Genomic DNA, 26,795 nt, shown 5'->3' with positions numbered 1-26,795 from the left:
TAATTTATGAAAAACCGGCACCCCATCACAAGCAAATCCCCGCTTTTATGTTTAAAATTTTGTTAAGAACACTTATACCACCTTAAACCCTACCACCGTTATGTCATCTGTAAATGCCTTGCCTGCCCGCCACAGCTGAATTTCCTCTTCAAAAAGCCGGTGCTGACGCGCCATGGGCACACCATGTGCTTTTTCTAAAAGCCGGAAAAGACGTCTGCGGCCATAACGCTGCGGGCGCTTGCTCTCTTTTAGCTGGTCTTTAAAGCCATCGGTCAACAGGTACACGATATCACCCCTTTCCAAAAACACATCTACCTTTTTGTCTTGTTCCGGTTCCGGGGCTGCCAACAGGCGGTTGGCCAATACGCCTGCCCGGGATGTACTCAACTCGTACACATTGCCTTGACGTATCAGTATCAGGGGGATTCCCCGCCCGGCATAAGAAGCCGCACCGGATGGAGAAATCTTCAATATGCCAACATCAGCACCGGTTTTTAGATTGACTGCTTCTTTGTGCAGATAAAAATCCAGGCGCTCTTCGTACAGTTCAAGCAGCCGCTCCGGCGTCAGTTCCTTGTGCCGGTGCACCAAGTCGGCAAGTGCCATGACCGAAGCGCAGCTGAGCAGCACCCCCGAAACCCCGTGGCCGGTGCAGTCGCCTACACACAGCCAATCTGCCCCGAAAGAACGTGTACACAAATAAAAATCGCCACTAATGCCCGAAGTTCCCTTGAAAAACACAAAGGACTCCGGAAACAGGCGCATTAAATGCTCCCTCGACATCCCCAACAGCCCTTCTTGCACCTGTGTGGCTTTCTGCAACATTACTTTCAACGTCTCCTGTTGCTCAAGAAGTGCTTGCTTCTGCCGTTCTAATGCCACGGTGCCTTCTTTCACCCGGATAATAGATTGCTTAAGCTTTTCGTTTTGCTTTTGCAATACCGCAGACGCCCGCTCAAGCTGGTCCTGCTTATGTAAAAGCTCACGCAACAGCTCGTTAAGCAGGCGGCGCTGAATGTACTGATGTTTGAAATAATAATAACGGGCAATACCTATTCCATGACTTACCACTATACCGGTCAACACCCACCCGGCTATCAGAGCGTGTTCCGCAACAGATTGTTTATAATAAAAGACATGCATGCCCAAATGAACCAACAGAGCAAACACCGCATTAAAGGCATAGCGGGCGGGACGCAAGACAGGAATCACCGCACTGGTGAAAAACATAATGCTTGCAGAGATGGTATATTGTGTTAAGTCTTGCGCATGCACCCGGTAAGCCCGTGAAGTAAAGAGCAGCAGCCCTGTAAGTTGCACAAGTAACTCGTGTGAAAGCCGTTTTCTTTTATAGAGCACAATCAGTAAGGCAATAAGCACGACCGGTACCAAGCGCGAAAGCAACCACCATGTCTCATTGTCTTTTGGGCGGGCACTTTCGGTAAGAAACGCTAAAGGCGAAAACAACACTGCCAGCAGCGCCCCCCAGTAGTTGTAGATACCACCAATACGCTCATATTCTTGCTCCCAACTGTCTTGTAAGTACTTCATTGACTGTCATATTCACCCTGTCCTTCTCTTCCATAAAGTCAAGTTGTAATAAGTGGGCATTCCGCCCTGCAAGCATTATAGACGTACGCCTACAAGAGAAATATCGTCCAATTGCTTTTGTTGACCTTCTTCCATCCAGTTTTCCAACTGTTGTTCCAGTATTTTGCCTTGTTCAGGCATAGGCAAATGGCTAACAGACTGCAACAGCTCACGTAACCGGCGGGAACCAAACTTTCGTCTTCCCTTGGGCCCGCCAAACTGATCCTGATAGCCATCTGACAACAAATACAGACAATCGCCCGCCCGGTAATGAATCACTTCTTCCTTAAAGCCCTCATCTATAGACCGGAAGTTGCTTCCTCCCACATTGCGCCGGCTACCCTCTATTTTGTGTAATTCGCCATTCTTTACATACAAAATGGGACTATTGGCAGCTGCTACCTTCAAGACATTTTGACGCCTGTCGATACAGACAATGCCCACATCCATTCCATCGCCGGATTGGCTTCCTGCTTGACGTAACAAATAAGGAATTTCTTCACTCATATGCTCAAGCACCGCTGCCGGACCGGTAACAGGATGGCGCAACACGAAGTTGTTCAACGAAGCATAGCCTAGCATGCTCATGAGGGCGCCGGGCACCCCATGCCCCGTGCAGTCCACCACTGCAAGCCAAAGCAGGTCGTCTTCTGTTTCCAAGAGCCAGTAGAAGTCACCGCTTACAATATCGCGTGGTTTATACAACACAAAATATTCCTTCAAAGCCTCATCAAGCTCTTCGCGCTTAGGCAGAATAGCCTCTTGAATGCGCTTGGCATAGTGAATACTATCGAGAATATGTTGGTTTTGCTCCTCAATAAGGCGCTTTTGCTCTTCTATCTCATCACGCTGTGCCATGATTTCTTCATTCTGTTGGCGCAGCTCTTCGTTTTTCTCTCTCAGCTCCGCTTGAAAGGCTTCCAGCTGACGGTTCTTTTCTTCCAAAGAAAGCAGTGCTTTCTGAAGCACCAGCTTATGCCTGAAAGCATTTTTAAAATAATAATAGCGGGCAATGCCCATGGTATAGCTCACAATAGCGCCCACCAAAAAGAGCGCAGCGATGCGCTGTGTCCAGAACTCTACAAAACTTTTTTCATTGAATACGATAAAAAAAGTGATGTTGATGACTATGGTATAAACGAAGTTCAGTACAAAATAGGCAGGGCGCATAATCGGTACCAGGGGGATAGTCAAAAATAAAGTGGCATTAAAAATTAAATAGCCCAGCCACTCGTCAGGATTTACCCAGTAGGCACCCGAAGTAAACAAAAGCATCCCGGTCAGCTGCATCATACGGTCGTGCCGCATATAACCCAGGCGGTAAAGTACAAGCAAAAGACCAATAAGCAGAGAAGGGGCCAAACGGAACAAATACCACCAGTCCGCATCTGCTTTGGGCAGGCGCATTTCAACCAAAAGGGCAAGTGGCAAAAAAAGAGCTGCCAAAATAGCGCCCCAAAAGTTATACAAAGCCCCTAAGCGTTCATATTCTTTTTCCCACTCTTTGTCTAAGTCAATCTTTAAAAACTGATCGATGGATGTCATAAAGTTTGTTTGGTATTAGGCAAGCCGAATAAATACACCCCACAATTTATAGAAAATGGCGATTTGAAATAAAACACGCACCCTATGAAACATGTAATATTTCAGAAAACAAAACACATAAACAAACTTTCACTTGCCTTAATAAAACGCCTGCACATTATTTAATTTTCCTTATATTCATAAGGAAGAAAAACAGTAGCTCATTTTTAAATTTTGCCTATCAAGATGGAAGATGTAATACTATTTTTTGAAAAGATCCCAAGCAGCTGGCGTGCCGCTTTTCTTATTGGCGGTCTGGCGCTATTCTGGAGCCTGGAAAGCATTGTCCCGCTCATGAAATTTTCTTACCATAAATGGAAACATGCAGGCATTAATATTTTCCTTACCCTTACGACCGTACTTATCAATTTGGCTTTTGCCGGCCTATTGTATTTATCAAGCCGCTGGGCAGTGGCACACTCCTTTGGTGTGATACAGTGGCTCCAACTGCCCCTTTGGGCAGAGATGCTTATTGGCTTGCTCTTGCTCGACCTGATAGGCGCCTACCTTATCCATTACTTAGAGCACCGCGTGCGCTGGATGTGGCGTTTTCATATCATCCACCACAGCGACCCCCACGTAGATGCCACCACTGCCAACCGGCACCACCCTGTCGAGAGCGTATTCCGGGCTGTGTTCCGCACCCGGATGGATAAATTGAATGATTCTTGGCATATTATTATTTTATTAAAGGTAATGCTGTATTTGTTGGGTTAGAATGTCGGGGCAAGACCGCTGCACATACAGATTCCAAGCCACCACTTTGCGACCCAAAAATGTAGATTCGTATATTGTAAGATTCCTTTTACTCCCGCTCTTAGTTAAGTATTCAAAGTTTTTTTCTTGAATGTTTTCTGGTGTTATTTTGCATAATTCACGGAATACATCAAATGTAGTTTTTCCATTAATAAATAAGTATCTTATATTACTTAATTCAATGACTTTCTTTATGATGGGAGAGTCCGATGAATCTATAATGCTTTCTCTCTGATCTTTGCTCAACTTGTTCCATTTATCTGATGTAGCCCACGGCGAGATGTCTAAATGAACTATTTTGTCGTTGTAGTACTCATACCCTTTATTTTGAAATAATTTATTCAGATGATTGAACCAACCTTTATATGGATTTTTCTTGAAATAACATAAAAGAGATTGATATACCATTTCTGCTTGTTGAGAGTTCAACTTTTCATTATCCTTTACTCCCAATACTTCCCTATCTACCAAACGCTTGATACCCTTTTTTACAAATTCTTTATTGCTGGGATTCAAACTTAAAGTAGCAATCTCTGCTTTTTCAATGTTTCCAAAAAAAACTATGGGAACAGATTTTTCTACAATTCTCACGACTGACGGCAAGGGTTGAGAAATTTTGCACAACAAGAAACTCTTCAGTTCACTTAGTTCTTGATTGGCTTTCATTTTGATGATGTTATGAGAATATAGGGTTAAGAAAGTTCTTTTTCAGGATTTTTTTCTGAATCATTTAAAGTTGCAAGTATAATTCAAAATACAATTTGCGACTTATTCTATTTTGAACCTAACAAAGTATAATAAAGATTGAATCATTAGATGTCAAGTTTCACCAGGTTGTTGATGGGGGATACCTCAATTAAGAGATAGTTCTCCTGCACAAGAGAAAATATAATTAACTCTATACAGGAGAACTAATCCCCCATAACTTGCTTATATTTGCATTTTGATGAAACATAAAATTCATACAAATATGAAGCAAGTATATCATACTAATGCGACCACAAATATACGCATTCGTTCTCAAATACACCAAAGCCATCAGACAAACAGAGAACTGGCAGACATTTACAACATTTCAACAACAACAGTGAGTAAATGGCGTCATCGTACTTGTTTTCAAGACAAAAGTTCAAGACCCCATACCATTCATTATCGCTCTTACTTCTTTGGAGCAAACGCTGATTAAATCTATTAGAACCTCTACCTGGTGGTCATTAGATGAAGTTTGTGATATTATGCAGTCCATCCGTCCAAGTATATCAAAAAGTTCTGTTTACAGACCTTTGTTAGAGAAGGCATCAATAAAATTCCTGAAAAGGAAAAAGAAAAAGCCAAAAAGTTCAAAGCATACGAACCTGGTTATTTACATATAGATGTTACCTATCTGCCCCAATTGGATGGTAAAAAATGGTATTTGTTTGTGGCTATTGATAGGGCAACACGAGTATTATTTTATGATATTTATCCTGCCAAAACCGCTGATAATGCTGTAGATTTCATCAATAAATGCAAGGCATTTTTCCCCTTCAAAATCACACACATACTTACAGATAATGGATTAGAATTTACCAATGCCCTGTTAATGTCCAAAAAGGGAGAAGTTTGCACAAAACCTTCCAAAGTAGACGAACTCTGTAAAAAAGAAAACATTGAACATCGTCTTACAAAACCCAATACTCCGAAAACCAATGGGATGGTTGAAAGGGTCAATGGAATTATTAAATCCAATACTATTCTCAAAGAAACATATTCATCTAAACAAGAAATGACAATAAATTTGTTCAAATTTCTTGTCTTTTACTTGCTTTATAGAAAACACGGCAGTTTAAGGCGAGAGTTAGGAGTAAGGACACCATTTGGAGCAGTAGAAAAATGGTTTGAATTAAGACCTGAAATTTTTAGAGAAAATCCTTGTCAATTTAAGTATAAAATACTAACTTTGCAGCAGAACTTTAAGCCAAGTTTTCATCAACAACCTGGTGGCTTTTCATGAGGCAGTATCTACATTTGGTGTTCACAAGGGGAAGCCTTGTGCCACAGATATAGAAGTCTTAGACAAAGCTTCTTTTGACCGTTATCAGCGGACAGTAGGGACAGTTACCGAATGGCATCACGACTCCTATGGATACTTGCAAAGTTCACAGCTCGATAAAAGAGTATTTTTATACAAAACGCGCATCATAAAAAGCAAAGCCGACTTCAACTATACCCAAGCATAAACTCAGGTGCGACTACATTTTCTAAATCATATGGCTTTAAAGTAGCTTTTGTAGAAATAAGAAATAAAATGTATGGATATCAGTACTCTAAGGTTATTACGCTTGATTCAATTGCAGACATTTTTCCAGCAGAAATCAAACTTGTAAAAATTGATATAGAAGGTTTTGAGTTTGAAGCATTAAAAGGGGCTCAACGACTTTTGGAAAAAAAACGCATAAATCACTTATTGGTTGAGATTCACCATTCAGTATTACAAAAGATAAACCAGAGCGAAGAATTGATTGATACATTCATGCAGAATTTTGGCTATATTAAGACAAAAGTTTGCTCCAATCTTAATCTTTATTCAAATATTCAAAAATAACAACGAAATATGAAAACCTATGTGATTAGCCTAGAAAGATCAAGAGAAAGACGAAAATACATTATTGACCATTGTAAAAGTTTAAATATTGATTATCAAATCATCGATGCAATTGATGGCAATCTTCTAACACAACAAGATTTAGAAAACATCTGCGATATTGAGACCGTCACTAAATTTAGATATTGGCTAACAAACGGAGCAATCGGCTGCGCCTTATCACATCTAAAAGCGTATCAGAAAACGCAATTGATGACTTACCCGCAGAAGTAGCCTACCGGCTCATCGAAGAACGCTTGCAGCAAGAAGTTAAAATACGAAACAAATCAACAGATATTGCAGAGTCGTACGCTCAAGCAATTGTTAAAGGCATCTCTGCTAACACCTTTGTCGAGGTTGTCAAACTTCAAATGCAAAAGTGGCAGTCTCTTTGGGAAATCGGACAAGAAGATGTTGACTTCGCCAAGTGTTTCCTCAATCTGCTCAACGAAAACCATGAAAAACTTCCACAAAGTCTATATGAGGAAGTAACGCTCTTTGCATTTGACAACATTAAAAATAAAATGCTTAATCATTTTGAACTCATAAATGAAAAATCTCCTATTGACAAGAAATAAATTAATAAAGCATGCAGATTAGTGGGGTAGAAACCCAGACAGCCAACCCCTATACGCAACTTATTATTACCCACAAATATTTGGGAATATTAAAATATAGATAGATTTGTTATAAGTTCATTAAATTTGCGCAAAAAAATATGGAACACATTACTTGTAAAAAATGCGGAAGTGCGAATTATGTCAAAAATGGTATTGTTCGTAATAAACAACGTTATCGTTGCAAAGATTGTAAATGTAATTTTACACAAGGAGATAACCGTGGAAAAATAAGTGTTCAGGCAAAAGCATTAGCGGTATTATTGTATGGAAGTGCTAAGGCAAGTTATGGTATGATTGCTAGAATATTTAATGTAAGTCGTCCTACTGTGTTATATTGGATAAAATCCATAGGTGCCAAACTTCCTGAACCAAATATTGATAATTGTCAAGTTTCACCAGGTTGTTGATGAAAACTTGGCTTAAAGTTCTGCTGCAAAGTTAGTATTTTATACTTAAATTGACAAGGATTTTCTCTAAAAATTTCAGGTCTTAATTCAAACCATTTTTCTACTGCTCCAAATGGTGTCCTTACTCCTAACTCTCGCCTTAAACTGCCGTGTTTTCTATAAAGCAAGTAAAAGACAAGAAATTTGAACAAATTTATTGTCATTTCTTGTTTAGATGAATATGTTTCTTTGAGAATAGTATTGGATTTAATAATTCCATTGACCCTTTCAACCATCCCATTGGTTTTCGGAGTATTGGGTTTTGTAAGACGATGTTCAATGTTTTCTTTTTTACAGAGTTCGTCTACTTTGGAAGGTTTTGTGCAAACTTCTCCCTTTTTGGACATTAACAGGGCATTGGTAAATTCTAATCCATTATCTGTAAGTATGTGTGTGATTTTGAAGGGGAAAAATGCCTTGCATTTATTGATGAAATCTACAGCATTATCAGCGGTTTTGGCAGGATAAATATCATAAAATAATACTCGTGTTGCCCTATCAATAGCCACAAACAAATACCATTTTTTACCATCCAATTGGGGCAGATAGGTAACATCTATATGTAAATAACCAGGTTCGTATGCTTTGAACTTTTTGGCTTTTTCTTTTTCCTTTTCAGGAATTTTATTGATGCCTTCTCTAACAAAGGTTCTGTAAACAGAACTTTTTGATATACTTGGACGGATGGACTGCATAATATCACAAACTTCATCTAATGACCACCAGGTAGAGGTTCTAATAGATTTAATCAGCGTTTGCTCCAAAGAAGTAAGAGCATAATGAATGGTATGGGGTCTTGAACTTTTGTCTTGAAAACAAGTACGATGACGCCATTTACTCACTGTTGTTGTTGAAATGTTGTAAATGTCTGCCAGTTCTCTGTTTGTCTGATGGCTTTGGTGTATTTGAGAACGAATGCGTATATTTGTGGTCGCATTAGTATGATATACTTGCTTCATATTTGTATGAATTTTATGTTTCATCAAAATGCAAATATAAGCAAGTTATGGGGGATTAGTTCTCCTGTATAGAGTTAATTATATTTTCTCTTGTGCAGGAGAACTATCTCTTAATTGAGGTATCCCCCATCAACAACCTGGTGAAACTTGACAGATAAGGATACTTATGAAGCGATAAAAGCATCCATTACGCAGGAAGCGGTATATACCTTCGTGCAAACATATCCTTGGCAAAGCCCCAAGATTTACGACTATCCATTGGATGCAATCGATTTTCTAAGCCTTTTGCAGAAAGAATGCGGCTACACCGGGGTTCAGTTGCGCGAATTAGCTGAATTCATATACAATGTCATTCCTGCATACACAGTGCAGCACGTACGCCTGTGGTTATACGGCTGGGTCGATATCGGCTATTTCAACCGTGCAGGTTTCAGCCTGCCGTACAAATCACTCACTTCAAAAGAACAAACCCGCTTTAAGCAACTCAGCGAAGAATATGAGCTCAAGCAAACAATAGAAAAAATTAAAAAAAGCACCTTGGAGCTAAGCAGACCGGCAGCGCTTTCTACAGGCACTACCTCCATCTATCAAGCTGATATCAGGTATTTGTATTTCGAATACAAGCAAGTGAGCGTAATTTATCAAAACAACAAACTGAGCTTTCCTCACCTGGGTAGCACCGATGCTTACAATCACCTACGGGAAGTAAGTGAGTTACAACAAATACCCTTGCGGGTTCACATATCCGAAGATAAAATAGAGTCGATAGATAACTTAGACCGCTTGTTGAAGCTCATTCATCAACACAAAGAATACGCAGCTTTTGACGACACCTCAAACTCACCTACCTACCGGGTAGCCGCACAAGAAAGTGTAGAACTATTTTACGACCTTGCAAGTGACGATTTCCAAATAGCAGCTTTCTCAACATACCAATACAAATCTGCCACAGCCGCCAACAATAGTGCCTACACTGAAAACTGGGCACTGCGCGCGAAGATTAGCGAATACCTTTCCGGATTGCAAGCCCCCGGCATCATGCCCGTACTGATAAAAAGAACAATAGTTAAAAATGATGAGGATGATAAAGAAGAAACTGCGCTTTTCAGCATTCCTACTTATGATGGTTACGCCATTGTATGGCATAACTTAGACTACACTAAAAATAAAGCCGACTACATATTCAAAACCGACAAAGAGCACTACCCACAAACCCTTCTCAACATCATCAAGGCTATCAAAAGCATAAAAAATATTCGCAGTACCCTAAGCGCTAATCTGGACAGTGACAGCTACATCATATTCGTGAATGACAGAGCTATAGAAGGAATACCTTATGAGTACGAGAAAAAGCTGACTATATTCAGAAGAAGCTTGGGATATGTAGGTAGAATCTTAAAAAACAGAAGAAGCGTTGCTGCCTTTGGAGGTTGGCAAGAGCGTTTTCAAGAGCTCTTGGAGAGAGACATTCCCCCACTGCCCACAGCAGAAGAACTGGACTTTATCAAAGATATTGAAAACTTAGAAATCAAAAGAGCCCCCAGTTCTAACCCAATTGTCAAACACAAACCAAGCATCACTTTCATCAGCAATCGACTGGTATGGACCAAAGAATATAAAGAAACTTGGGAAAGCAAAAAAACAGAAGTCAAAAAGATAGATGACAAGCTCAAAACAGTGAGTGACGATTTGCTGATGGCAGAAAAGCTTTCTTCATCGAGGAAAAGCGAAGACAACCCCCCAACACCTGCACAAAGCAAAAGTCAAAGGCTTAAGAAAGTGTTATCATTATTGAATGAGGTCAACAAACTTCTTGATATTGAATAAACCAACATTGCAATGGAAGAAAACATCCAAATGCTGGAAGCAGAGCTACTCAAGGTAGTTGAAAAGCTCAAAAAGGGCATCGCAAAAATAGAGCAGGCATCGCAAGCCTACGAGGAAGCCAAGACGCTCATTGAAGACACTCCTTTGATAAAAGAAAGGCTGAATGTCTTAGAAAAGCGTCTTGAAACACTACAAAGCATAGAACACACAACAAGCAGAGAGAATGACCAAACGATAGCCTGCGAACAAACAGCCCAACTTGAAAAGCTCAGTCAAGAGCTGGACCAAGCCATTACAGCACAACATCAATTGATTGTCCAATACGAACAGGTGGCAAAGCAGCTCTCGCAAAACATGGGAGCAGAAATAGAAGACCTGAAGCAAAACATCGACTTATTGAGCGAACAACTCACCCAAAGCAACAATTTCGCACAAGCTTTTTACTCCAAAACCGCGCAAGCAAACCAGAACATCCAAGAAAAGATCAAGTACCTCATGGCAAAGGAAGTAGAACTATCAAACCAGATTACCCGCTTGAAGATGTTCTTAGTCATTAGTGTCGTTGCGTCTTCCGTAGCCATGCTTATAGCCATCTTTTTTTAGAAGATGATAAAAACAAAAAGCCCACTCTTTCGAGTGGGCTTTTTTGCGTTGGCCGACCAGGGCTCGAACCTGGACTCTTCTCAGCCAAAGTGAGACGTGTTGCCAATTACACCATCGGCCAATTCCCTTGCGATGACGATGCAAATATAGAAAGGCTTTTTTTATCTACCAAATTTTTCTTGCAATTTTTTTTCACCCGAAACATGCTCAGGCGTCCGTTCGCCCAACATTTTCTTGATTTCCAAGCGTATAGATTCCACATCATATCCGCATTCTTTGTACTGTTCTTGTTGCGTTCCGTGCTCCACTACTTTGTCGGGCACACCCAAGCGGCGTATACGTGCATGATAGCCATGGTCTGCCATGAACTCGAGCACCGCACTGCCAAAGCCCCCCATCAAGCAACCATCTTCTATGGTCAGTATATTGTCGAACTTTTGGAATATCTCATGCAACAGTTCTTCATCCAGCGGCTTCACAAAGCGCATATCATAATGCGCCGGGTTGTAGCCTTCGGCAAGCAAACTGCTGTATGCTTCCACAGCCAAGTTGCCCACGTGCCCTATGGTGAGAATAGCCAAGTCTTCACCCTCACGTATGACACGCCCTTTGCCTATAGGAATGCGTTCAAAAGGCGTACGCCATTCAACCATCACCCCTTGCCCCCGCGGATAACGTATGCTGAATGCCCGCTTGCCATATTCTTCGGCATCCAGCATAGCCGTGTACATCAAATTGCGCAGTTCTTGCTCATTCATAGGCGCAGACACCACCAAGTTCGGAATACAACGGAAGTAAGCAAGGTCGTAAGTCCCTTGGTGTGTGGCACCGTCGGCGCCCACCATGCCGGCGCGATCCAGGCAGAAAATCACGGGCAGCTCTTGTATGCACACGTCGTGAATTACCTGGTCATAAGCCCGCTGCATGAAAGTAGAGTAAATATTGCAAAACGGAATGAAGCCTTGTGTAGCCAAGCCTGCCGAAAAAGTAACGGCGTGTTGTTCGCAAATGCCCACATCAAAAGCACGTTCCGGTATTTCGCGCATCATGATATTGAGCGAAGAGCCGGAAGGCATGGCCGGCGTGATGCCCACCACTTTCGGATTCATGCGCGCCAGTTCCACAATCGTATGCCCAAACACATCCTGATATTTGGGCGGTTGTGGCTTCTCCACAGGCTTCTTGTGTATTTTACCGGTGAGTTTATCGAAGGTGCCGGGCGCATGCCAGATGGTTTGTTCTTTTTCGGCAGGGGCATAGCCTTTGCCTTTCACGGTCACGCAGTGCAGCAGTTTCGGACCCGGTATTTTTTTCAGGTCTTCCAACACATGCACCAAGTGCTCCACGTCGTGCCCATCTACCGGTCCGAAATAGCGCAAGTTCAGCGACTCAAAGAAGTTACTGTGTTTCAACAAGAAGCTCTTAAACGTATGCTCTATTTTCGATGCCAGTTCTTGTGCATGAATGCCCAACTTATTGAGCACGCCCAACATCTTCCATATTTCATCTTTCAGCTTGTTGTAGGTGGTAGAAGTGGTGATATCGGTCAAATATTCTTTCAATGCCCCCACATTGGGATCAATGGACATGCAGTTGTCATTCAACACTATCAACAAGTTGGCATCCGAAGCACCGGCGTTGTTCATGCCTTCGAAAGCCAGGCCGCCGGTGAGTGCCCCATCGCCGATGACGGCTACATGATGACGATGCTCTTCGCCCTTGAGCTTGGAAGCAATGGCCATGCCCAGCGCTGCCGATATGGAAGTGGAAGAGTGCCCCACACCAAAATGGTCATAGGGGCTTTCTTTGATTTTCGGAAAGCCCGAGATACCACCATATCGGCGGTTGGTGTGGAATAAATCGCGCCGCCCGGTGATGATTTTATGCCCATAGGCTTGGTGCCCTACGTCCCATACCAATTTATCGTCCGGTGTATTGAACACATAGTGCAAAGCTACGGTAAGCTCTACCACGCCCAAGCTTGCCCCAAAATGCCCGCCATATACCGACACCACATCTATGATATAGTCGCGCAACTCGAAGCAAAGCTGTTGCAGCTGCTCGATAGGCAATTGACGCAAATCTTCGGGGTAATTCACTTTTTCCAATAGCGGACCGGGCTTGAGTATATTGGGTGCACTCATGTTTCGATATTTTAAATCATCAATACTTTCAGGATAATACAACTACTTTTTCAGCAAATAGTTACCTATGGGTCTAACAAACATACACATTTTTCTAAATTTACCAACGTATTTTGCTAATTTTGAAGAGCGTAGGAAAGTATCTCTTTTTCAAGAGACTAAAAAAAGCTCAACTTCAACCTCTAATAAGTCAAGAAAGTTGTGAGCTTCGAAGTAAAATTGCCTTTGTTTGAAGGTCCGTTTGACCTGCTGCTCTTCTTTATAGAAAGAGATGAGCTGGACATTTATGACATTCCTATAGCCAAGATTACCCACGACTTTCTTGATTATATCCATCAGCTCGAGAAACTGAACATAGAAGTAGCCGGCGAGTTCATGGTAGTGGCGGCTACCCTCATGCGTATTAAATCAAGAATGCTACTGCCCCGCCCCGAGCTGGATGAAGCAGGCAACGAAATAGACCCGCGCGAAGAGCTTATCAAGCATCTGCTTGAATACAAAAAATACAAGTCGGTCATTGATGAGTTTGCCAAGCTCGAAGATGAGCGCCTGAAAAAAGAAGCCCGCGGCAACCTGCACAAAGAGCTGCAAAAGCTGGCAGCCGTCAACAATGTAGAAGCCGAGCTCCAAGGTATTGACCTGTACAAGCTGCTGAAAGTATATGAACAGGTAATGGAACGCTACCGGCTGGAAAACAAGCGCCTTTCCCATACCATCGAGCAGTATCCGTTCACCATCGAAGGGCAAAAACAGATGATTCAACGGCTGGTTGCTCAAAAACGCCGGGTGGCATTTTCCGAAATCATTGAAACCAACCCGCGCCGGGTAGCCGTCATTTTCAACTTTTTAGCCATTTTAGAGATGGCACACTATGGGGAAGTGCGACTGATTATTGGCGAAGGTGCCAATAATTTTTGGTTGGAAGCCATGCCGGCCAAAGCCGAAGAAGCTGCCGTATAACATGCTCCGGTGTATATCCATCCGTCCGTGTTTCGAAATGCCCAATAGGTCCTGCCTTTGAAGAGCCAATATTGAAAAAGGCTGCCTTTCACATTCCAGGAAGGCAACCTTTTTTGTCAAACAACAACTACAGCTTTTTTTACTCCTCAATAATATCGTCAGGAATGGGCAGGGCACGCTTCTGCTTAAATACCGACAGCACCACCATTGATTGCATGTGCTCAATTTCTTCGATTTCGCTCACTTGTTCGAGCATCAATTTTTGATAGGAAGCAATGTCTTCGGCTACGATTTTCAACAGGAAGTCAGCGGCTCCCGTCATATAGTAGCACTCAATAATGTTGTCTATTTTATTGATTTTATCGACAAAGCTTTCTATCACACTTTTCTTATGGCTGATAAGCGACACCTGCACGAAGGTCATCACGCCCAAGCCCACTTTTTCTTTGTCCACCACCGCATGGTAGCTTTGAATGATACCGGCTTGTTCCAACTTTTTCACGCGTTCCAAAGTAGGCGCCGGTGACAATCCAATGTCTTTTGATAACTGCGCATTGGTGATTCGCCCGTCTTCTTGTAAGATTTGTAGTATCTTACGGTCTATTTCATCGAGTTTCAATCTTCTGCGTTGTCCCATAGGTGATTATATTTTTTACACACAAATTTATTTTGGCAAAAATACAATTTATCATAATATATTTTTGAAAACATAAGTTTTTTTCTTGATTTTTAAAAACTTAAGTTGCACGAAGCATGGAAAAAATACAACAATACCTCGAACACACCTTGCTATCCCCAACTGCAGGGTATGGCGATTACGACCGCCTGGTGGCAGAAGCAAGGCAATATGCCTTTCTGGGGGTGTGTGTGCCTCCTTATTGGGTGAAGAAGGTAAAGCGGGACCTACGCGATACAGCCATTCAGGTGGTTACGGTCATAGGGTTTCCGTTGGGTTATCAACGCACCGAAACCAAACTCGATGAAGTAAAGTATGCACTTCGCGACGGTGCCGACGAGCTGGACGTGGTGCTCAATCTTTCTGCCGTTAAAAGTGGGGCTTGGGATTGGGTGAAAATAGAGCTTGTGCGCCTTGCCGAAAGTATTCATCAGGCAGAAAAAATTTTCAAATTGATTTTAGAAACAGCCTATCTAAACGATGACGAGCTTCAAAGGCTGTGCGAAATGTGCGGCGCCTATGGGGTAGATTACGCCAAAACCTCTACAGGCTTTGCTCTCAAAGGGGCAGAAATAGAGTGCGTGCGCAAAATGCGAAGCTGGTTGCCTGCCCATGTAGGCATCAAAGCATCGGGGGGGATACGCACCTTTACACAAGCCAAGGCTTTTATTGAAGCCGGGGCTGAGCGCATTGGCACCTCTTCGGGGGTTGCCATCGTAGAAGAAAGTCTTAAACAAACCAACACATAATCGAATAAACAACTTAAACTTTACGCTGACTTATGATTAACTACGCAGCATTGGTGCATCAAGTAGCCGGTTTATGCCGGGAAACGGGCGAATGGATTGCCGACCAAGCGATGCTCTTCAACCGTGAGCAAGTCGAATACAAAGGACGCAACGACCTGGTGTCTTATGTGGACAAGGAAGCCGAAAGGCGCCTGTTGCATGGGCTAAGCCGCCTGTTGCCACAAGCCCGCTTTCTAAGCGAGGAAAGCAATGCGCAAACCCAAGTGGCACAAGGTGCTTACTGGATAGTGGACCCACTCGACGGCACCACCAACTTTGTGCATGCCGTGCCCGTGTATGCCATCAGTGTGGCATTGATGGTAGATGGCGAACTAAAGCTTGGCGTAGTCTATGAAATCAACAGAAAAGAGTGCTTTTGTGCATACGAAGGTGGTGGCGCCTACCTCAACGATACCCCTTTGCGCTGTCATACGCATACCCCGCTGAGTGCTTCTTTGATAGCCACCGGGTTTCCTTATTACGACTTTGGTCTTACCGCCTATTATTTGCGTATCCTCGAGCGCTTCATGAAGAATACACATGGGGTGCGCCGTTTGGGGGCTGCGGCCGTCGATTTGGCCTATGTAGCCGCCGGGCGCTTCGAAGGCTTTTTTGAGTACAACCTGCAAGCATGGGACGTGGCCGCCGGCTCTTTGATTGTAAAAGAAGCGGGCGGATGCCTCTGCGAGTTTACGGGCGGCAACAATTATATCTTCGGACGCTCCATCATTGCAGCAGCCCACCCCTCTTTGCTTAATGAAATGCTTGAGCAAATACAACCTGTTTGGGAAGAAGCGCTGGCAAGTCAAAATAAGGCTTAGTCCCGGGCATTCACTATCTTCAACAAGCACTCTTGTAGAGTAGAAAAAGCAGCCGGGGGCGGCTCCGCCAAAGGGCTACTCCGATAAACCACCTTTTTGGTACGGAAACGAACGCCGCCCTTATCTTTTCCTCTTTCTTCCCATTGTACCTGTATGGTATAAGGGTAAAAACGCTGAGATGCCTCTACTCCATAAGCATCTTCCGACAACTCCAAGAATCCGGACGTAAGCAAGCAATCCTGTAGGCTCTGTTTGTCCTCCTCTGTGAGCCATTTTGTGCTTCGTTGCAATCTCACGCCGGCAGGGGTAGCTGTGGGCTCTGCCCCATGCTCATAAACATACTTGGTTATATACAAGCTGTCGCCTTGGAAGTGAGCCTCCAACCAAGCCGACTTATAAAAGAAATCATAATCTTGGGCTTGCACGCTCCATGCCAAAAGCATAAGCGCCAAACAACCAACTGTTTTTTTCAATTGAAGGATAACGCACCTCATAAGGTTGATTTTTTTAGCCGCCATATTACATCAAACGCTCAAATTTAATACCATCCCCTCATGTCCTTTAAAAAGAGTTATTTCCTTTTCTTTTATTATCTTTTACATTGAGCTTTTCAAGAGTCCCACATCTTATGCGCTTTCATTGTATTGTATACATCACTATCACTTTCCTGTTTGCCTTTCAGACGGCTGCCATTGCACAGAATCTGGTGCCTGACGGCTCTTTTGAGCAACATTTAGACTGCCCGCATGACTACGGCACACTGCGTTTGGGTATTTTGCGCTACTGGAAAGCAAGCCCGAATGATTGCACTCCCGACTATTTCCACTACTGTGGAAAAAACGACTTTTCTGCTGAAAAAAATACATGCGGCGGCCTCCCACCGCAACATGGCAAAGGCTACGCGGGATTAATCATACGTACCGGTGAAGGCAAAAATCAAGCCGACCTTTACTACCGGGAAGCCATACAAACGGAGTTGTCCGAGACTCTTCGCCCCAATGCTCGCTACATTGTCCGCTTTTATGTGGCGCGCTCAGAATACTCCGCCTATGCAGCGGGCAATATAAGCGCCTTATTGACCCCTCACCCGGTTGAAGTATCTGCTTTAAAAGATTACCCCGCCCAAGTAAAACACCCGGAGCTCATCACTTCCACTGATTGGGTAAAGATAGAAGACACCATTATAGCACGTGGGGGCGAGCGTTATTTAACCATTGGTGAGTTTGAACGGTATGAACATCGTAAAGTATTGGCAATACCCACTCCTTCAAAATATAAAAAACGCTTCAGCTACACGCGTGCTTACTATTTTATAGACAATGTATCAGTGGAGTTTCTCGATGAAGTAAGCGCCTCCCGCGAAGTACTACTTACCCGCGAAGCTCCCAGCAGCTATATTGTCAGTCACGATTTTGGCGACATTCAAGTAGGCAAACCGGTGGTACTTGAGGGGGTGAAATTTGAATATAACCGGGCTGATTTACTACCTCAGTCGGAAGTTACCCTTAAAAAACTATATCGCCTGCTGCTGCTACATCCTCAAATCAAAATACTTATCATAGGGCATACCGACGAGAAAGGTACTGCCGAGTACAATCAACTTCTTTCGGAAGAAAGAGCCCGGCGGGTAGCTATGTACCTCATGAACAAAGGCATCAGTCCTGAGCGCATCCGGTTCAAAGGAAAAGGAGCAAGCGAACCGCTCAATACCGCAGACACCCCCGAAGCACACGAAGAAAACCGGCGTGTGGAGTTTATCATTGAACCCTGAAAGAATTCTTCCTTTTGCTTTGGTGTGACAACACCGGCAATGTGCATCATTGCATATAAAGTAAAGCGTAAGTTGTTATTCCAAACGAAACACAAGAAAAACTTGCCACTTCTCACCTCACGTAGTCTATCATTCGAACGGTACGTAAGCGTAGCTTGTCATCTCGAACAAGCGAAGCGAGTGAGAGATCTCATCAAGCCAAACAACAAAAAACCAAAACGATTTCTCGCTATCGCTCGAAATGACAAAGGAGGGAGAACGAAATGACAAAAGAGAGGATATTCGAAAGAAAAAAGGGTAAAAGTCCGGAACGGTAAAAGGGGCGAGAAATAACAAACTAAAAAAACAAAAGAGGCAACTATTACGCTCTACCTCTTTTGCTTATACCTAAAAGCATAAGGCTTTCATTACAAACGAAGCGTAAGCAAAGATAAAGCCTCAGTTATACCAAACATCAAAAGGTGCCCCTACTCAAAGAAGAAATAAAGTGACACTCTTTGGTTATAAAGGGCTTTCAACTGTCCCGAATAGGCATTGCCATCCTGCTCAAGCACATTCATGATGCCCTGCGAGAAACGCAGCTCGGGGGCAAATTTGAACATGGGAAAGAATTTTTCCATACCAAAACCAAACTCTATTGCCACATCGAACGGCTTGACCCGCACCAAGTCTTGCTCCTCTACTTTCTTTGCCAAAGCAAAAGAAGCACCGGCACCAATCAGCATAAACATACGGGCATTGCCCCGGCGCGAAGACTTGAAACGAAACAGCAAAGGCACATCTATGTAGGTGGCTTCCACCAGCTTATCCACGGTGTTGCCGTCGCTCAGGCTGGTGTATTCCAAGGTGCGCTCGTTAAAACTTGCCATAGGCGCCAAGCGCATCTCCCACCAAGGGTTTAAATGAAGCACGCCCAACAAACCCAATGAAAAACCGGGCGATATTTTGGCTTGCACCACTGTATCGGAAGCGGCATAGCGGTCTTGAGTCTGGAAATGAAAGCGTGAAAAATTCAGTCCCAAAACAAAGCCATAGTGCAGCTTCTGTTCATCATAGTTGCGCAGGTTGATGTCGTTGCCCCGCAAATGCTGCGCATGTGCCGGTGCATAAGCCAACAAAACAATCAAAGCGGCTTGACACCCCAGTAAATAGAGCTGATTCCGAATGTTAAAGGATACCATTTTGTTTCTTTAAATCCTGTTTGGTTCAATATATCCACAAATTGCATACCATCGGGGAAAGCATCTACCGACTCGGGCAGGTAGCTATAAGCCGCCCGGTCTTTAGAAATTAATCTTCCCACCCATGGTACCCAACGCGTAAAGTAAAAACGGTAGAGTTGTTTTATTGGAAAACGCTTGGGCTTGGAAAATTCCAGCACCAACAGTACTCCGCCCGGTTTCAATACCCGGAAAATCTCTTTTAAACCTTGTTCCAGGTGGGCAAAGTTGCGCACGCCGAAAGCCACGGTAACCGCATCGAAGGTATTGTCTTCGTACTTCAAGTTTTCGGAATCGCCATATTCCAAAATTACTTTTTCACTTAATCCTTTTTGATGCACCTTCTCTCTGCCATATTCCAACATTTTTTCGGAAATATCGACCCCTATCACTTTCTGTATGGAAGGTATTTTACTTAGCTGAATGGCAAAATCAGCCGTGCCGGTGGCCACATCCAACAAGTATTGCGGCCGGCGGCGCGCCAGCATCTTGGTAGCTTTTTTACGCCAAAGCACATCAATGCCCAGGCTTAGCACATGATTCAGCAAATCATAAGTAGCCGCTATGTTATTGAACATGCGCGCTACCTGCGATTTTTTGTCTGACGGCTCTTCTTTGTAAGGTAATACAGTCATAATTGCTTCTTTCGAAATGATAATTCACGCTCCAACAACCAAGCTACACTTCTTTTGGTTTGGTCTGCCGGCTTTGTTCATACAAATAGGTTAATACTTGCTTCTCTGCTTCACTCAGCTGCTTGCCACGTCTTTGCATCATACGCCCGGCTGTGCGAAAAAGTTCTTCGAGGCGGTACAACTGCCAGCCATAGTGCGCCCCACCCCAGCTGAAAGATGGAATGTGTTTGGGCGGAAAATCACCACCAAAAATATTGGCAGCAACCCCCACCACCGTGCCGGTGTTAAACATCGTGTTGATGCCGGCTTTTGCGTGATCGCCCATGGTCAATCCACAAAACTGCAAGCCGGTGTCTATGTAGTCGTTGAGAAGATAGCTCCACACACGTACCGTACTGTAGTTGTTTTTCAAGTTGGATGTGTTGGTATCGGCACCTAAATTACACCAAGCCCCAATGACACTATTGCCTACAAAGCCATCGTGCGCTTTATTGCTGTATCCCCAGAAAACACTGTTACTTACTTCCCCGCCCACCTTGCAATAAGGTCCAATGGTAGTATCGCCGCGCATCTTGCCGCCTATGTTTACTACCGCCCCTTCGCAAAGGGCAAAAGCGCCGTGAATGACACTCATTTCTTGTACTTGTGCCCCCCTGCCGATATACACCGGTCCGTCTTCGGCATTGATCACACAGGCACGCAAGCGTGCCCCCTCTTCCACCAGCACATTGTCTTTGCCGTAAATGACGGTATGGGGGTCGGTCACGGCTATGGGCTTTGCCGTGCGAGCCAGCAAATCGAAATCAAAGCGGATTTGTTCGCCATTGAAGCGGAACACGTCGGCAGGCATTTGCAAAAACATACAAGTGCCGGTCCATTCCGTAGCGTGGCTTGGCTCGAGAGGCTGGTCGTGTAAAAAAGTAGTTGCCCGCATGGCCAGCAGCTTATTGTTCTGCACCAGCCCCTCGCCGGGTGCCAATGCTTCGATGGCTTGTATTAAAGCGGCATCCGGCAACAGGTTTCCCGCAATATACAGCGTTTCTTCTGCCGTTCCGGGTACTTCGTAAAGCGGCTGCATATAAGCCGGCGTACGGCGGTAAACCTTTTGCACGCGCAAGAGGCGCTGCCATTTTTCGGCAATGGTGAGTGCCCCAACCCGCAAATCAGCCGTGGCACGGGTAAAGGTTAAGGGCAAAAGGGCGCGATGCGCTTCCGGGGTATCAAATAAAACAATATGCACAATTCAGCATGTTTTGAGAGCGTTCGCACAAATCTAATAAAAAAACGGTGTGCATGCCCCGGGGTATGCACACCGCGCACGGTGTATCCTGCTCACATGCCCTTCTTATTTCTGGTTGCGCATTTCTTTGCTCTTGGCTACGCGGCGGTTGAATTTCTCCACACGGCCGGTGGTGTCTAACACCAGCTTCTTACCGGTAAAGAAAGGATGCGACTTGGCACTTACGTCCAACTTAATAACAGGATAAGTGTTGCCGTCTTCCCACTCTATAGTTTCGTTCGAAGTCATGGTTGACTTGCTCAGAAACTTATAGTCGCTGGTAATGTCCCAGAATACAACCGGTTGATAGTTCGGATGAATATCTTTTTTCATGAGTTTAAATATTTAAGTTCCCTGCTATCCAAATCAAAGGACTGCAAATTTAAGAACATTTATTTATTCGTACAAACTACAGCACACTGATTTTCAAAAAGCTTTTTCGTGGTATCAAGCATTTTTTTAGAAATGACCGCTTCAAGTGCTAACTATAGCCCCCGGGCAGATACTAAGTAAAAAAAGGAACACTTTTTGCCGTTCATTCTTTTGAAAAAAAAGAACTTCTTTTTAAGTTAGAAAAAAACAAAAAACACAACTATGGGTATTTTCAAACGTATCGCCGACATTTTCAAAGCCAATGTAAATGATGCCTTGGACAAGGCAGAGGACCCGGCCAAAATGATTAAGCTGATGGTCATCGAGATGCAGGAATCGCTGACCAAAGCCACCGCCAGCTTGGCTAAAGCCATGGCACAAGAGCGCAAATTGAAAAACGAATATGAAAAGTATTTGAACCTGTCCGAGCAATGGAAGCAAAAAGCAGCGGCTGCCTTGCAACAAGGACGCGAAGACTTGGCGCGCCAAGCGCTGCAAAAAAAGGCGCTCTGCGACCAAAACGTAGCTCAATATAAGCAAATGTACGAAGCAGCCGCCCAACAGACCGCCCAGCTCAAAGAAACCGTTGACAAACTGAAAGCCAAGCTGGATGAAGCACGCGCCAAAGAGTCCATGCTTCTTGCCCGCAGCGAAACGGCTAAAGCACAAAAAGAAATTGTCAAACAAATTGGCGGCGTAGATACCTCCAGCATCTTTGCCAAGTTCGATAAGTTCGAAGAAAAAATACTTGAGCAGGAAGCCGAAGCGCAAGCCTATTCCGAGCTTGCCAGCGATAACATGAATTCACTTGAAGATGAATTCAAACAGTTGAATGCCGGCAGCCAAGTAGATGACGAACTGGCTAAACTAAAGGCAGAGCTCAACGCCGGCAATGACAACAACCCGACCCCCTAAGCTACTTCACTTCTATTTTTTCAAACCCTAAAACACTTAAACAACAAAGCCATGCCGAAATTTAAAGTTTTAAAAGAAGGAGTCAACGAAGCTCTCATAGAAAAAACACACCAAAAGATACAGTCTTTCATACAAAAGTTGTTTCACGAAGATGAGGTGATTACACTCGACGGCACCTACTCTTTCACCTTTGGCACGGTCAGTGTCAATGTGCGGGTGTTGCCCTGGCACACCGAAGACGTCCTGGTAGAAGTATTTTCATATGTAGCCGAAGAAATAGAGCTCACGCCTTCGGTGATGGAAGAACTCCTTCGCCTGAATGCCACCACTCATTTTGGTGCTTTCGGCCTGACCTTCGACAACTCAGTCATATTCAGCTACTCACTGGCAGGTGCCAACTTGGACCTCAATGAGTTTACCGCCGCTGTTCAAACCGTGGCTACCGTAGCAGACAGCTACGACGAGCTGCTCAAAGAGTTTAACGTATGATATATATCATCATTGGGGTGATACTGCTTGCTGTCGGTGGCTTTCTGGAATACAACCGCCGCCGGCAGCTGCGGCGTGTGCTCAATATTAAGTATCACCAAACAAGCAGCATTGCCGATATCATAGCTACCTACAAGGACATTAGTCAGTCGTTGGGTGCCGGCAATTACTCGCAAATTGTGGAAGTCAAGGGCAAAGCAAAAGCCAAATCACCTTTGCAAAGTGAGTTCAGCAAGAAAGCCGTGGTTTACTGCGCCACCACGGTTACGCGCGAATATGAGACCAAGGTGCAAAAACAAGACCAGGAAGGTAAGACCTACTGGGCAACCGAACGCCGCTCGGAAGTGGTAAGCCGGCAAGAAACCAAACTCCCCTTTCTGATAGAAGATGGCAGCGGTGAAATAGAAGTAAACCCTGAGGGGGCAGAATTGCATTCGATTCAGAGCGTCGATCGTTTTGAGCGCGAAGGGGAAGGTGAGTTTTTCAGCTATATCGCTCAAAACATAGGTGGCAGTGGCAACAACAAGACTTTGGGTTTTCGCTACCGGGAATGGATTATTCCGGTAGGTGCTCCTTTGTATGTGCTTGGTGAAGCGCATGACCGCGACGGCTACCTGCGCATAGGAAAACCGAAGGAGGAAAACGAAAGCTTCATCATTTCTACCAAAACGGAAGAGCAATTGGTGAAGGAGTCGGAAGGCAGTGCAAAAATGTCGTTGGCAGGTGCTTTTGTCTTAGGCATCATCGGTATAGGGCTTATTATCTACGGCATAGTAAGCTAACATAAGAAGCTGCCTTACGGGCCTTTTTGCTTTCATGCAAAGCATATCATTTCGAATAAAACAAAAGTAAGACGGCTTGCCGCATGACAAGGTGATGCATAAAAAAGGCTTTGCCTGTTGCCGGGCGACTTGCCTTCCTTCCACCTGTTTTGTTATTGAAAAAAAAAGCAAAAGAGAGCCCGCAAAGGACTCTCTTTTTCCTCTTATAGTACTCTACCTCTTAGCGAATTTCACGGTTTTTCAACCATGCTTCACGCAAACGAAGCTGCGCCTCAGTGGGCTGTTCCATCGGAACGAAGGTAGGCACCGGTGAAGCACTGTCGCCTGTTTTGTAGTCGATACCTATTTTATTGAAATATTCTTTCAAAGGCAGCGGTTCGGCATTCTTCACATAGCGTTCGAAGAAATCGGCAATCTCCGGGTAAGTCATTTCCACAAAGATGTCAAAAAACTTATCTTCGGGGAAAGGCTTCGATGCGCCGTATTTATCAATCAACTCAAGAATCACCTCTCTCAAACCGCGCTCGCCATTTGATAGCTCCAGCAAGCGGATATCGAGCAAGGAAGCTACCAAAGCCCCACGATAGTAAATGTTGCTGTACTGCTTCTGTCCTTCTTCTGTGTAGGAATTCAAGCTGAGCTGCACCAGGCTATAATTAGGGTCAAAATAGCGGCTATCTACATACACTTTTCTGCCCCATCGTTGCAAGAACTCATCGAGTGTAATCAATCCACCGCGCAACTGCATCATGTGGGCAGCCCACTCGGTAGTGCCCTCGTACAACCATAAGTGTTGCGAGGGGGTGGGCTTCACGAAGTTAAAATGCTCAATGATTTCACTATGGATATTCAGCGGGGTTACAATATGGAAAAATTCATGTGCGGCAATGCTTACCACAGAGTTTTTCATTTGGTCGCTCCACTCGCCCTCTTTTAAGATGTATTCCGAGCTATAGGAATGCTCCCATGCGCCGGCGCTTTTGTCCGAAAAGTGGAAAAGGAAAGTATAGCGCTCTACGGGCAAGCCGTTCAGGAAATTGCTGGCTGCCGTCAGCATATCTTTCATAGCAGTAAGCAAGGTGGTAGAGTTGATTTTACCGGTGGCCGAATAGGTGTACACGTCGATTTGGGCGCCCCCTACCTCATCTTTGGCATAGGTAAGGTTGCCCAGCAAAATAGGTGAGTCCACTGCATGGTCATAATTTTTGGCAAGCCAGTATCCCTGCTCGTTGCGGTTCAAAGCGGTGCCTACTTTCCAATCCTCGGGGTAAATCAGCTGAATGGTAAAAGGCTCTTGTTGCCAACCATGAAAATACCCAAAGACCGTTTGCCCGTTGATAAGCACATGATCATCTTCAATAGAAGAACCGCACATCAAATAAATAGGATGTTCTTTCACCGGCGTATCCCATGTTTCCGCTATTTCATAGCGGATGGTTCGCACCTTGGCAGGTTTCTTTATTTCCCACTGGTTTATGGATATTTGCTTCACTTCTACCGGGCGTCCTTTTTTATCGAAGGCTTCGAATTTGCGCACAAAGCGGCCCATGTCCATCACTTGATAGGTGCCGGGCGCGGTAGAAGCAAATTGATAAATAACCGGCTGCTTGCCTAATTTACCATTTACTTGCAGGGTTACTTTAAAAGTGTCGCCGGAGCGATCGTTCAGATTGACCACATAATGCAGTTGTTGAGCCCATGCCGCCACGCTCAGACTTACAGTCAACCAAAGAGTTAAAATAATTTTTGTGTTTTTCATACGGCTATTTTTTTAACTACGTTTTTGATGTGTAAATAAAACGCCCCACAGGGGGCGCATATTTTGATGCGTTAATATAAAGTTTTTCTGTGGGCTTCGCTTTATTCCTGCACTACCACGTCAAAAACCACCTCTCTGCCGGCATTGCCCTGCCCGTCCAAATCACCAATTTGACGCACCCGGATAAATCCTTTTTTGCCTTGCGCATTCACAAAGGCGTAAGTGGTATTGGTGCGCAGCACAATGACTTTCACCGCATCGTTGCCATTGATGGCTGCTACCTCTGCTGCCGATACTTTACTCAGGTCAGCCGGTCCGCCGGGCACTTCTTTAAAAACGGTACGCGTAGCATATGCGCCCATCGGGTTGTTCAGGGCACTGCCATCGTAGCCGCTTGTTTGCTCGCGGGCATCCGGTGAAACAAAAGCGGGTTCACGCTCGGTGTAAATGCTGGCGAAGGTAATGTCTATCCGGTTCTTTTCGGTAGGTGTCAAAGCCGCAATCTCCACAGCGGGCAAGGCTTCATCGGCAGATGAGCTATAAAAGCTGCCTACGGCTGACCCTTGGTCGCCCAGCATGATATTGCGGGCTACCGGCTTGAGCTTGGGCACTGCCGGGGCGGGCGCCTCACTATTGAGCTGGCAGGCATACAATCCTGCAAGCAGAAAAACGGCTACGACTAAACGCTTCAATGATGTGTAAAGTAGTTTCATGATTTGGTGTTTTTCTTCAAAAGAACGAAAAAAAACACCAAAGGTTTATGAAGCAGGCGCGTGTTGTTGCAGTAATTGCAAAAGTTGTGCTGCCGAAAGCATGCCCGAATGACGCCACAACAGCTCCCCGTTTTTGAACAACATAAAAGTAGGCACGCCACGAATTTGATATTTCGCAGCCAAATGGGGGTTCTTGTCCACGTCTATTTTGATAATTTTAGCCTGACCGCCTACTTTTTCCGCCACTTCTTTCAATATGGGCTTCATGGCCTGGCAGGGTCCACACCACTCCGCCGAAAAGTCTATCAGTACCGGTATGTCTTGGTTAATCAACTCTTCAAATTTTCCTTTCATGATAATTCCTCCTTTTTGTTTTTTCATATAAACAAAAGTTCATATAAAAAATGTTCAAAAAACAAGGCTGATTGCCTATCTTTGTCATACTTCCCGGATGCGGCTAAGC

The 26,795-nt window shown here is 44.3% G+C and carries 29 protein-coding genes and 1 tRNA gene; 15 read left to right on the top strand and 15 right to left on the bottom strand.

Annotation, left to right across the window (positions count from 1 at the left end):
• Nucleotides 1-72: 72 nt before the first annotated feature.
• A complete protein-coding gene (locus QVE43_RS10170; protein ID WP_288006827.1) occupies nt 73-1,551 on the bottom strand; it encodes a PP2C family protein-serine/threonine phosphatase in 1,479 nt (492 codons plus the stop codon).
• Nucleotides 1,552-1,626: 75 nt separating this feature from the next.
• Nucleotides 1,627-3,135, bottom strand: a complete 1,509-nt coding sequence (locus QVE43_RS10165; protein WP_288006824.1) for a PP2C family protein-serine/threonine phosphatase — start codon at nt 3,133-3,135, stop codon at nt 1,627-1,629.
• Nucleotides 3,136-3,468: 333 nt separating this feature from the next.
• Here QVE43_RS10165 and QVE43_RS10160 point away from each other — a divergent pair, with 333 nt between their 5' ends.
• A complete protein-coding gene (locus QVE43_RS10160) occupies nt 3,469-3,891 on the top strand; it encodes a sterol desaturase family protein (protein WP_288006822.1) in 423 nt (140 codons plus the stop codon).
• Here QVE43_RS10160 and QVE43_RS10155 read toward each other — a convergent pair.
• On the bottom strand, nt 3,862-4,596 hold the full coding sequence (locus QVE43_RS10155; RefSeq protein WP_288006819.1) for a hypothetical protein: 735 nt from the start codon (nt 4,594-4,596) through the stop codon (nt 3,862-3,864). The genes QVE43_RS10160 and QVE43_RS10155 overlap by 30 nt on opposite strands.
• A gap of 592 nt (nt 4,597-5,188) precedes the next feature.
• On the opposite strand from QVE43_RS10155, the gene QVE43_RS10150 reads away from it, so the two are divergent.
• From QVE43_RS10150 to QVE43_RS10135, 5 genes are all read left to right on the top strand, one after another.
• Entirely contained in the window at nt 5,189-5,923 is a 735-nt protein-coding gene (locus tag QVE43_RS10150; protein WP_308445321.1) for a DDE-type integrase/transposase/recombinase, read from the top strand.
• Between the two features lie 165 nt (nt 5,924-6,088).
• Nucleotides 6,089-6,514: an FkbM family methyltransferase gene (locus QVE43_RS10145; RefSeq protein WP_308445320.1), complete on the top strand. Its 426-nt coding sequence runs from the start codon at nt 6,089-6,091 to the stop codon at nt 6,512-6,514.
• A 9-nt stretch (nt 6,515-6,523) separates the two neighbouring features.
• Complete coding sequence (locus QVE43_RS12605) at nt 6,524-6,787, top strand: glycosyltransferase family 25 protein (protein WP_374758350.1); 264 nt, start codon at nt 6,524-6,526, stop codon at nt 6,785-6,787.
• Entirely contained in the window at nt 6,700-7,131 is a 432-nt protein-coding gene (locus QVE43_RS10140; RefSeq protein ID WP_288006816.1) for a hypothetical protein, read from the top strand. The genes QVE43_RS12605 and QVE43_RS10140 overlap by 88 nt, the downstream gene beginning before the upstream one ends.
• Before the next feature lie 140 nt (nt 7,132-7,271).
• The gene (locus tag QVE43_RS10135) at nt 7,272-7,580 is read left to right on the top strand and encodes a helix-turn-helix domain-containing protein (protein WP_288006813.1); all 309 of its coding nucleotides are present in this window, start codon (nt 7,272-7,274) and stop codon (nt 7,578-7,580) included.
• On the opposite strand, the gene QVE43_RS10130 is transcribed toward QVE43_RS10135, so the two are convergent.
• Nucleotides 7,559-8,578: a DDE-type integrase/transposase/recombinase gene (locus tag QVE43_RS10130; RefSeq protein WP_288004004.1), complete on the bottom strand. Its 1,020-nt coding sequence runs from the start codon at nt 8,576-8,578 to the stop codon at nt 7,559-7,561. The genes QVE43_RS10135 and QVE43_RS10130 overlap by 22 nt on opposite strands.
• Nucleotides 8,579-8,725: 147 nt before the next feature.
• Between QVE43_RS10130 and QVE43_RS10125 the strand changes: the two genes are divergently transcribed.
• On the top strand, nt 8,726-10,405 hold the full coding sequence (locus QVE43_RS10125) for a hypothetical protein (protein WP_288006810.1): 1,680 nt from the start codon (nt 8,726-8,728) through the stop codon (nt 10,403-10,405).
• 12 nt (nt 10,406-10,417) lie between these two features.
• Complete coding sequence (locus QVE43_RS10120; RefSeq protein ID WP_288006807.1) at nt 10,418-11,008, top strand: hypothetical protein; 591 nt, start codon at nt 10,418-10,420, stop codon at nt 11,006-11,008.
• Between the two features lie 48 nt (nt 11,009-11,056).
• Here the strand turns inward: QVE43_RS10120 and QVE43_RS10115 are convergent.
• Together QVE43_RS10115 and dxs are read right to left on the bottom strand one after the other, a co-directional pair.
• Nucleotides 11,057-11,129, bottom strand: a tRNA-Gln gene (locus tag QVE43_RS10115).
• Between the two features lie 40 nt (nt 11,130-11,169).
• Nucleotides 11,170-13,152: a 1-deoxy-D-xylulose-5-phosphate synthase gene (dxs, locus tag QVE43_RS10110; RefSeq protein ID WP_288006804.1), complete on the bottom strand. Its 1,983-nt coding sequence runs from the start codon at nt 13,150-13,152 to the stop codon at nt 11,170-11,172.
• Nucleotides 13,153-13,353: 201 nt separating this feature from the next.
• On the opposite strand from dxs, the gene QVE43_RS10105 reads away from it, so the two are divergent.
• Nucleotides 13,354-14,112 (top strand): ScpA family protein, encoded by a 759-nt coding sequence (locus QVE43_RS10105; RefSeq protein WP_288006801.1) that lies wholly within the window; start codon nt 13,354-13,356, stop codon nt 14,110-14,112.
• A gap of 139 nt (nt 14,113-14,251) precedes the next feature.
• On the opposite strand, the gene QVE43_RS10100 is transcribed toward QVE43_RS10105, so the two are convergent.
• Nucleotides 14,252-14,749, bottom strand: a complete 498-nt coding sequence (locus tag QVE43_RS10100; RefSeq protein ID WP_038030967.1) for an Lrp/AsnC family transcriptional regulator — start codon at nt 14,747-14,749, stop codon at nt 14,252-14,254.
• Between the two features lie 116 nt (nt 14,750-14,865).
• On the opposite strand from QVE43_RS10100, the gene deoC reads away from it, so the two are divergent.
• Nucleotides 14,866-15,537, top strand: coding sequence for a deoxyribose-phosphate aldolase (deoC, locus tag QVE43_RS10095; protein ID WP_288006797.1), 672 nt, complete (start codon nt 14,866-14,868; stop codon nt 15,535-15,537).
• Between the two features lie 32 nt (nt 15,538-15,569).
• Nucleotides 15,570-16,397, top strand: coding sequence for an inositol monophosphatase family protein (locus QVE43_RS10090; RefSeq protein ID WP_288006794.1), 828 nt, complete (start codon nt 15,570-15,572; stop codon nt 16,395-16,397).
• On the opposite strand, the gene QVE43_RS10085 is transcribed toward QVE43_RS10090, so the two are convergent.
• Nucleotides 16,394-16,891 carry a hypothetical protein gene (locus QVE43_RS10085; RefSeq protein WP_288006791.1) on the bottom strand — a complete coding sequence of 166 codons (498 nt, stop codon included), beginning with the start codon at nt 16,889-16,891 and terminating at the stop codon, nt 16,394-16,396. The genes QVE43_RS10090 and QVE43_RS10085 overlap by 4 nt on opposite strands.
• A gap of 134 nt (nt 16,892-17,025) precedes the next feature.
• Between QVE43_RS10085 and QVE43_RS10080 the strand changes: the two genes are divergently transcribed.
• Complete coding sequence (locus QVE43_RS10080) at nt 17,026-18,168, top strand: OmpA family protein (RefSeq protein WP_288006788.1); 1,143 nt, start codon at nt 17,026-17,028, stop codon at nt 18,166-18,168.
• 467 nt (nt 18,169-18,635) lie between these two features.
• Here QVE43_RS10080 and QVE43_RS10075 read toward each other — a convergent pair whose 3' ends face one another.
• From QVE43_RS10075 to QVE43_RS10060, 4 genes are all read right to left on the bottom strand, one after another.
• Nucleotides 18,636-19,349: a porin family protein gene (locus tag QVE43_RS10075; RefSeq protein WP_288006785.1), complete on the bottom strand. Its 714-nt coding sequence runs from the start codon at nt 19,347-19,349 to the stop codon at nt 18,636-18,638.
• On the bottom strand, nt 19,292-20,023 hold the full coding sequence (ubiE, locus tag QVE43_RS10070) for a bifunctional demethylmenaquinone methyltransferase/2-methoxy-6-polyprenyl-1,4-benzoquinol methylase UbiE (RefSeq protein WP_288006782.1): 732 nt from the start codon (nt 20,021-20,023) through the stop codon (nt 19,292-19,294). Before ubiE ends, QVE43_RS10075 begins: the two co-directional genes overlap by 58 nt.
• 43 nt (nt 20,024-20,066) lie before the next feature.
• Nucleotides 20,067-21,263, bottom strand: a complete 1,197-nt coding sequence (locus QVE43_RS10065; protein WP_288006779.1) for a GlmU family protein — start codon at nt 21,261-21,263, stop codon at nt 20,067-20,069.
• Nucleotides 21,264-21,368: 105 nt separating this feature from the next.
• The gene (locus QVE43_RS10060; protein WP_288006776.1) at nt 21,369-21,635 is read right to left on the bottom strand and encodes a type B 50S ribosomal protein L31; all 267 of its coding nucleotides are present in this window, start codon (nt 21,633-21,635) and stop codon (nt 21,369-21,371) included.
• A gap of 261 nt (nt 21,636-21,896) precedes the next feature.
• Between QVE43_RS10060 and QVE43_RS10055 the strand changes: the two genes are divergently transcribed.
• Genes QVE43_RS10055 through QVE43_RS10045 form a run of 3 tightly spaced genes read left to right on the top strand, consistent with a single transcriptional unit; the run spans nt 21,897 to nt 23,860 of the window.
• Nucleotides 21,897-22,589, top strand: a complete 693-nt coding sequence (locus tag QVE43_RS10055; protein ID WP_288006773.1) for a PspA/IM30 family protein — start codon at nt 21,897-21,899, stop codon at nt 22,587-22,589.
• 51 nt (nt 22,590-22,640) lie between these two features.
• The gene (locus QVE43_RS10050) at nt 22,641-23,078 is read left to right on the top strand and encodes a YbjN domain-containing protein (RefSeq protein ID WP_288006770.1); all 438 of its coding nucleotides are present in this window, start codon (nt 22,641-22,643) and stop codon (nt 23,076-23,078) included.
• A complete protein-coding gene (locus QVE43_RS10045) occupies nt 23,075-23,860 on the top strand; it encodes an E3 ubiquitin ligase family protein (protein ID WP_288006767.1) in 786 nt (261 codons plus the stop codon). Before QVE43_RS10050 ends, QVE43_RS10045 begins: the two co-directional genes overlap by 4 nt.
• 220 nt (nt 23,861-24,080) lie before the next feature.
• On the opposite strand, the gene QVE43_RS10040 is transcribed toward QVE43_RS10045, so the two are convergent.
• The 3 genes from QVE43_RS10040 to trxA all read right to left on the bottom strand — a co-directional run bounded on the left by QVE43_RS10040 (nt 24,081) and on the right by trxA (nt 26,686).
• A complete protein-coding gene (locus QVE43_RS10040; RefSeq protein ID WP_051633227.1) occupies nt 24,081-25,619 on the bottom strand; it encodes a peptidase in 1,539 nt (512 codons plus the stop codon).
• A 101-nt stretch (nt 25,620-25,720) separates the two neighbouring features.
• Nucleotides 25,721-26,332, bottom strand: a complete 612-nt coding sequence (locus QVE43_RS10035) for a hypothetical protein (RefSeq protein ID WP_288006763.1) — start codon at nt 26,330-26,332, stop codon at nt 25,721-25,723.
• Nucleotides 26,333-26,377: 45 nt separating this feature from the next.
• Nucleotides 26,378-26,686 carry a thioredoxin gene (gene trxA / locus QVE43_RS10030; RefSeq protein WP_288006760.1) on the bottom strand — a complete coding sequence of 103 codons (309 nt, stop codon included), beginning with the start codon at nt 26,684-26,686 and terminating at the stop codon, nt 26,378-26,380.
• Nucleotides 26,687-26,795 lie beyond the last annotated feature (109 nt).

The organism is Thermonema sp., assembly GCF_026003375.1.
Classification (GTDB): domain Bacteria; phylum Bacteroidota; class Bacteroidia; order Cytophagales; family Thermonemataceae; genus Thermonema; species Thermonema rossianum.
This window is presented reverse-complemented; position numbering and strand designations above follow the sequence as displayed.

What these genes read in the sequence shown, in the direction of transcription:
- QVE43_RS12605 (WP_374758350.1), top strand. Translation starts at nt 6,524, where the DNA reads ATGAAAACCTATGTGATTAGCCTAGAAAGATCAAGAGAAAGACGAAAA.
- dxs (WP_288006804.1), bottom strand. Translation starts at nt 13,152, where the DNA reads ATGAGTGCACCCAATATACTCAAGCCCGGTCCGCTATTGGAAAAAGTG.
- QVE43_RS10050 (WP_288006770.1), top strand. Translation starts at nt 22,641, where the DNA reads ATGCCGAAATTTAAAGTTTTAAAAGAAGGAGTCAACGAAGCTCTCATA.
- deoC (WP_288006797.1), top strand. Translation starts at nt 14,866, where the DNA reads ATGGAAAAAATACAACAATACCTCGAACACACCTTGCTATCCCCAACT.
- QVE43_RS10045 (WP_288006767.1), top strand. Translation starts at nt 23,075, where the DNA reads ATGATATATATCATCATTGGGGTGATACTGCTTGCTGTCGGTGGCTTT.
- QVE43_RS10170 (WP_288006827.1), bottom strand. Translation starts at nt 1,551, where the DNA reads ATGAAGTACTTACAAGACAGTTGGGAGCAAGAATATGAGCGTATTGGT.
- QVE43_RS10120 (WP_288006807.1), top strand. Translation starts at nt 10,418, where the DNA reads ATGGAAGAAAACATCCAAATGCTGGAAGCAGAGCTACTCAAGGTAGTT.
- QVE43_RS10060 (WP_288006776.1), bottom strand. Translation starts at nt 21,635, where the DNA reads ATGAAAAAAGATATTCATCCGAACTATCAACCGGTTGTATTCTGGGAC.
- QVE43_RS10035 (WP_288006763.1), bottom strand. Translation starts at nt 26,332, where the DNA reads ATGAAACTACTTTACACATCATTGAAGCGTTTAGTCGTAGCCGTTTTT.
- ubiE (WP_288006782.1), bottom strand. Translation starts at nt 20,023, where the DNA reads ATGACTGTATTACCTTACAAAGAAGAGCCGTCAGACAAAAAATCGCAG.
- QVE43_RS10160 (WP_288006822.1), top strand. Translation starts at nt 3,469, where the DNA reads ATGAAATTTTCTTACCATAAATGGAAACATGCAGGCATTAATATTTTC.
- QVE43_RS10130 (WP_288004004.1), bottom strand. Translation starts at nt 8,578, where the DNA reads ATGAAGCAAGTATATCATACTAATGCGACCACAAATATACGCATTCGT.
- trxA (WP_288006760.1), bottom strand. Translation starts at nt 26,686, where the DNA reads ATGAAAGGAAAATTTGAAGAGTTGATTAACCAAGACATACCGGTACTG.
- QVE43_RS10165 (WP_288006824.1), bottom strand. Translation starts at nt 3,135, where the DNA reads ATGACATCCATCGATCAGTTTTTAAAGATTGACTTAGACAAAGAGTGG.
- QVE43_RS10055 (WP_288006773.1), top strand. Translation starts at nt 21,897, where the DNA reads ATGGGTATTTTCAAACGTATCGCCGACATTTTCAAAGCCAATGTAAAT.
- QVE43_RS10075 (WP_288006785.1), bottom strand. Translation starts at nt 19,349, where the DNA reads ATGGTATCCTTTAACATTCGGAATCAGCTCTATTTACTGGGGTGTCAA.
- QVE43_RS10040 (WP_051633227.1), bottom strand. Translation starts at nt 25,619, where the DNA reads ATGAAAAACACAAAAATTATTTTAACTCTTTGGTTGACTGTAAGTCTG.
- QVE43_RS10080 (WP_288006788.1), top strand. Translation starts at nt 17,026, where the DNA reads ATGCGCTTTCATTGTATTGTATACATCACTATCACTTTCCTGTTTGCC.
- QVE43_RS10100 (WP_038030967.1), bottom strand. Translation starts at nt 14,749, where the DNA reads ATGGGACAACGCAGAAGATTGAAACTCGATGAAATAGACCGTAAGATA.
- QVE43_RS10090 (WP_288006794.1), top strand. Translation starts at nt 15,570, where the DNA reads ATGATTAACTACGCAGCATTGGTGCATCAAGTAGCCGGTTTATGCCGG.
- QVE43_RS10155 (WP_288006819.1), bottom strand. Translation starts at nt 4,596, where the DNA reads ATGAAAGCCAATCAAGAACTAAGTGAACTGAAGAGTTTCTTGTTGTGC.
- QVE43_RS10135 (WP_288006813.1), top strand. Translation starts at nt 7,272, where the DNA reads ATGGAACACATTACTTGTAAAAAATGCGGAAGTGCGAATTATGTCAAA.
- QVE43_RS10085 (WP_288006791.1), bottom strand. Translation starts at nt 16,891, where the DNA reads ATGAGGTGCGTTATCCTTCAATTGAAAAAAACAGTTGGTTGTTTGGCG.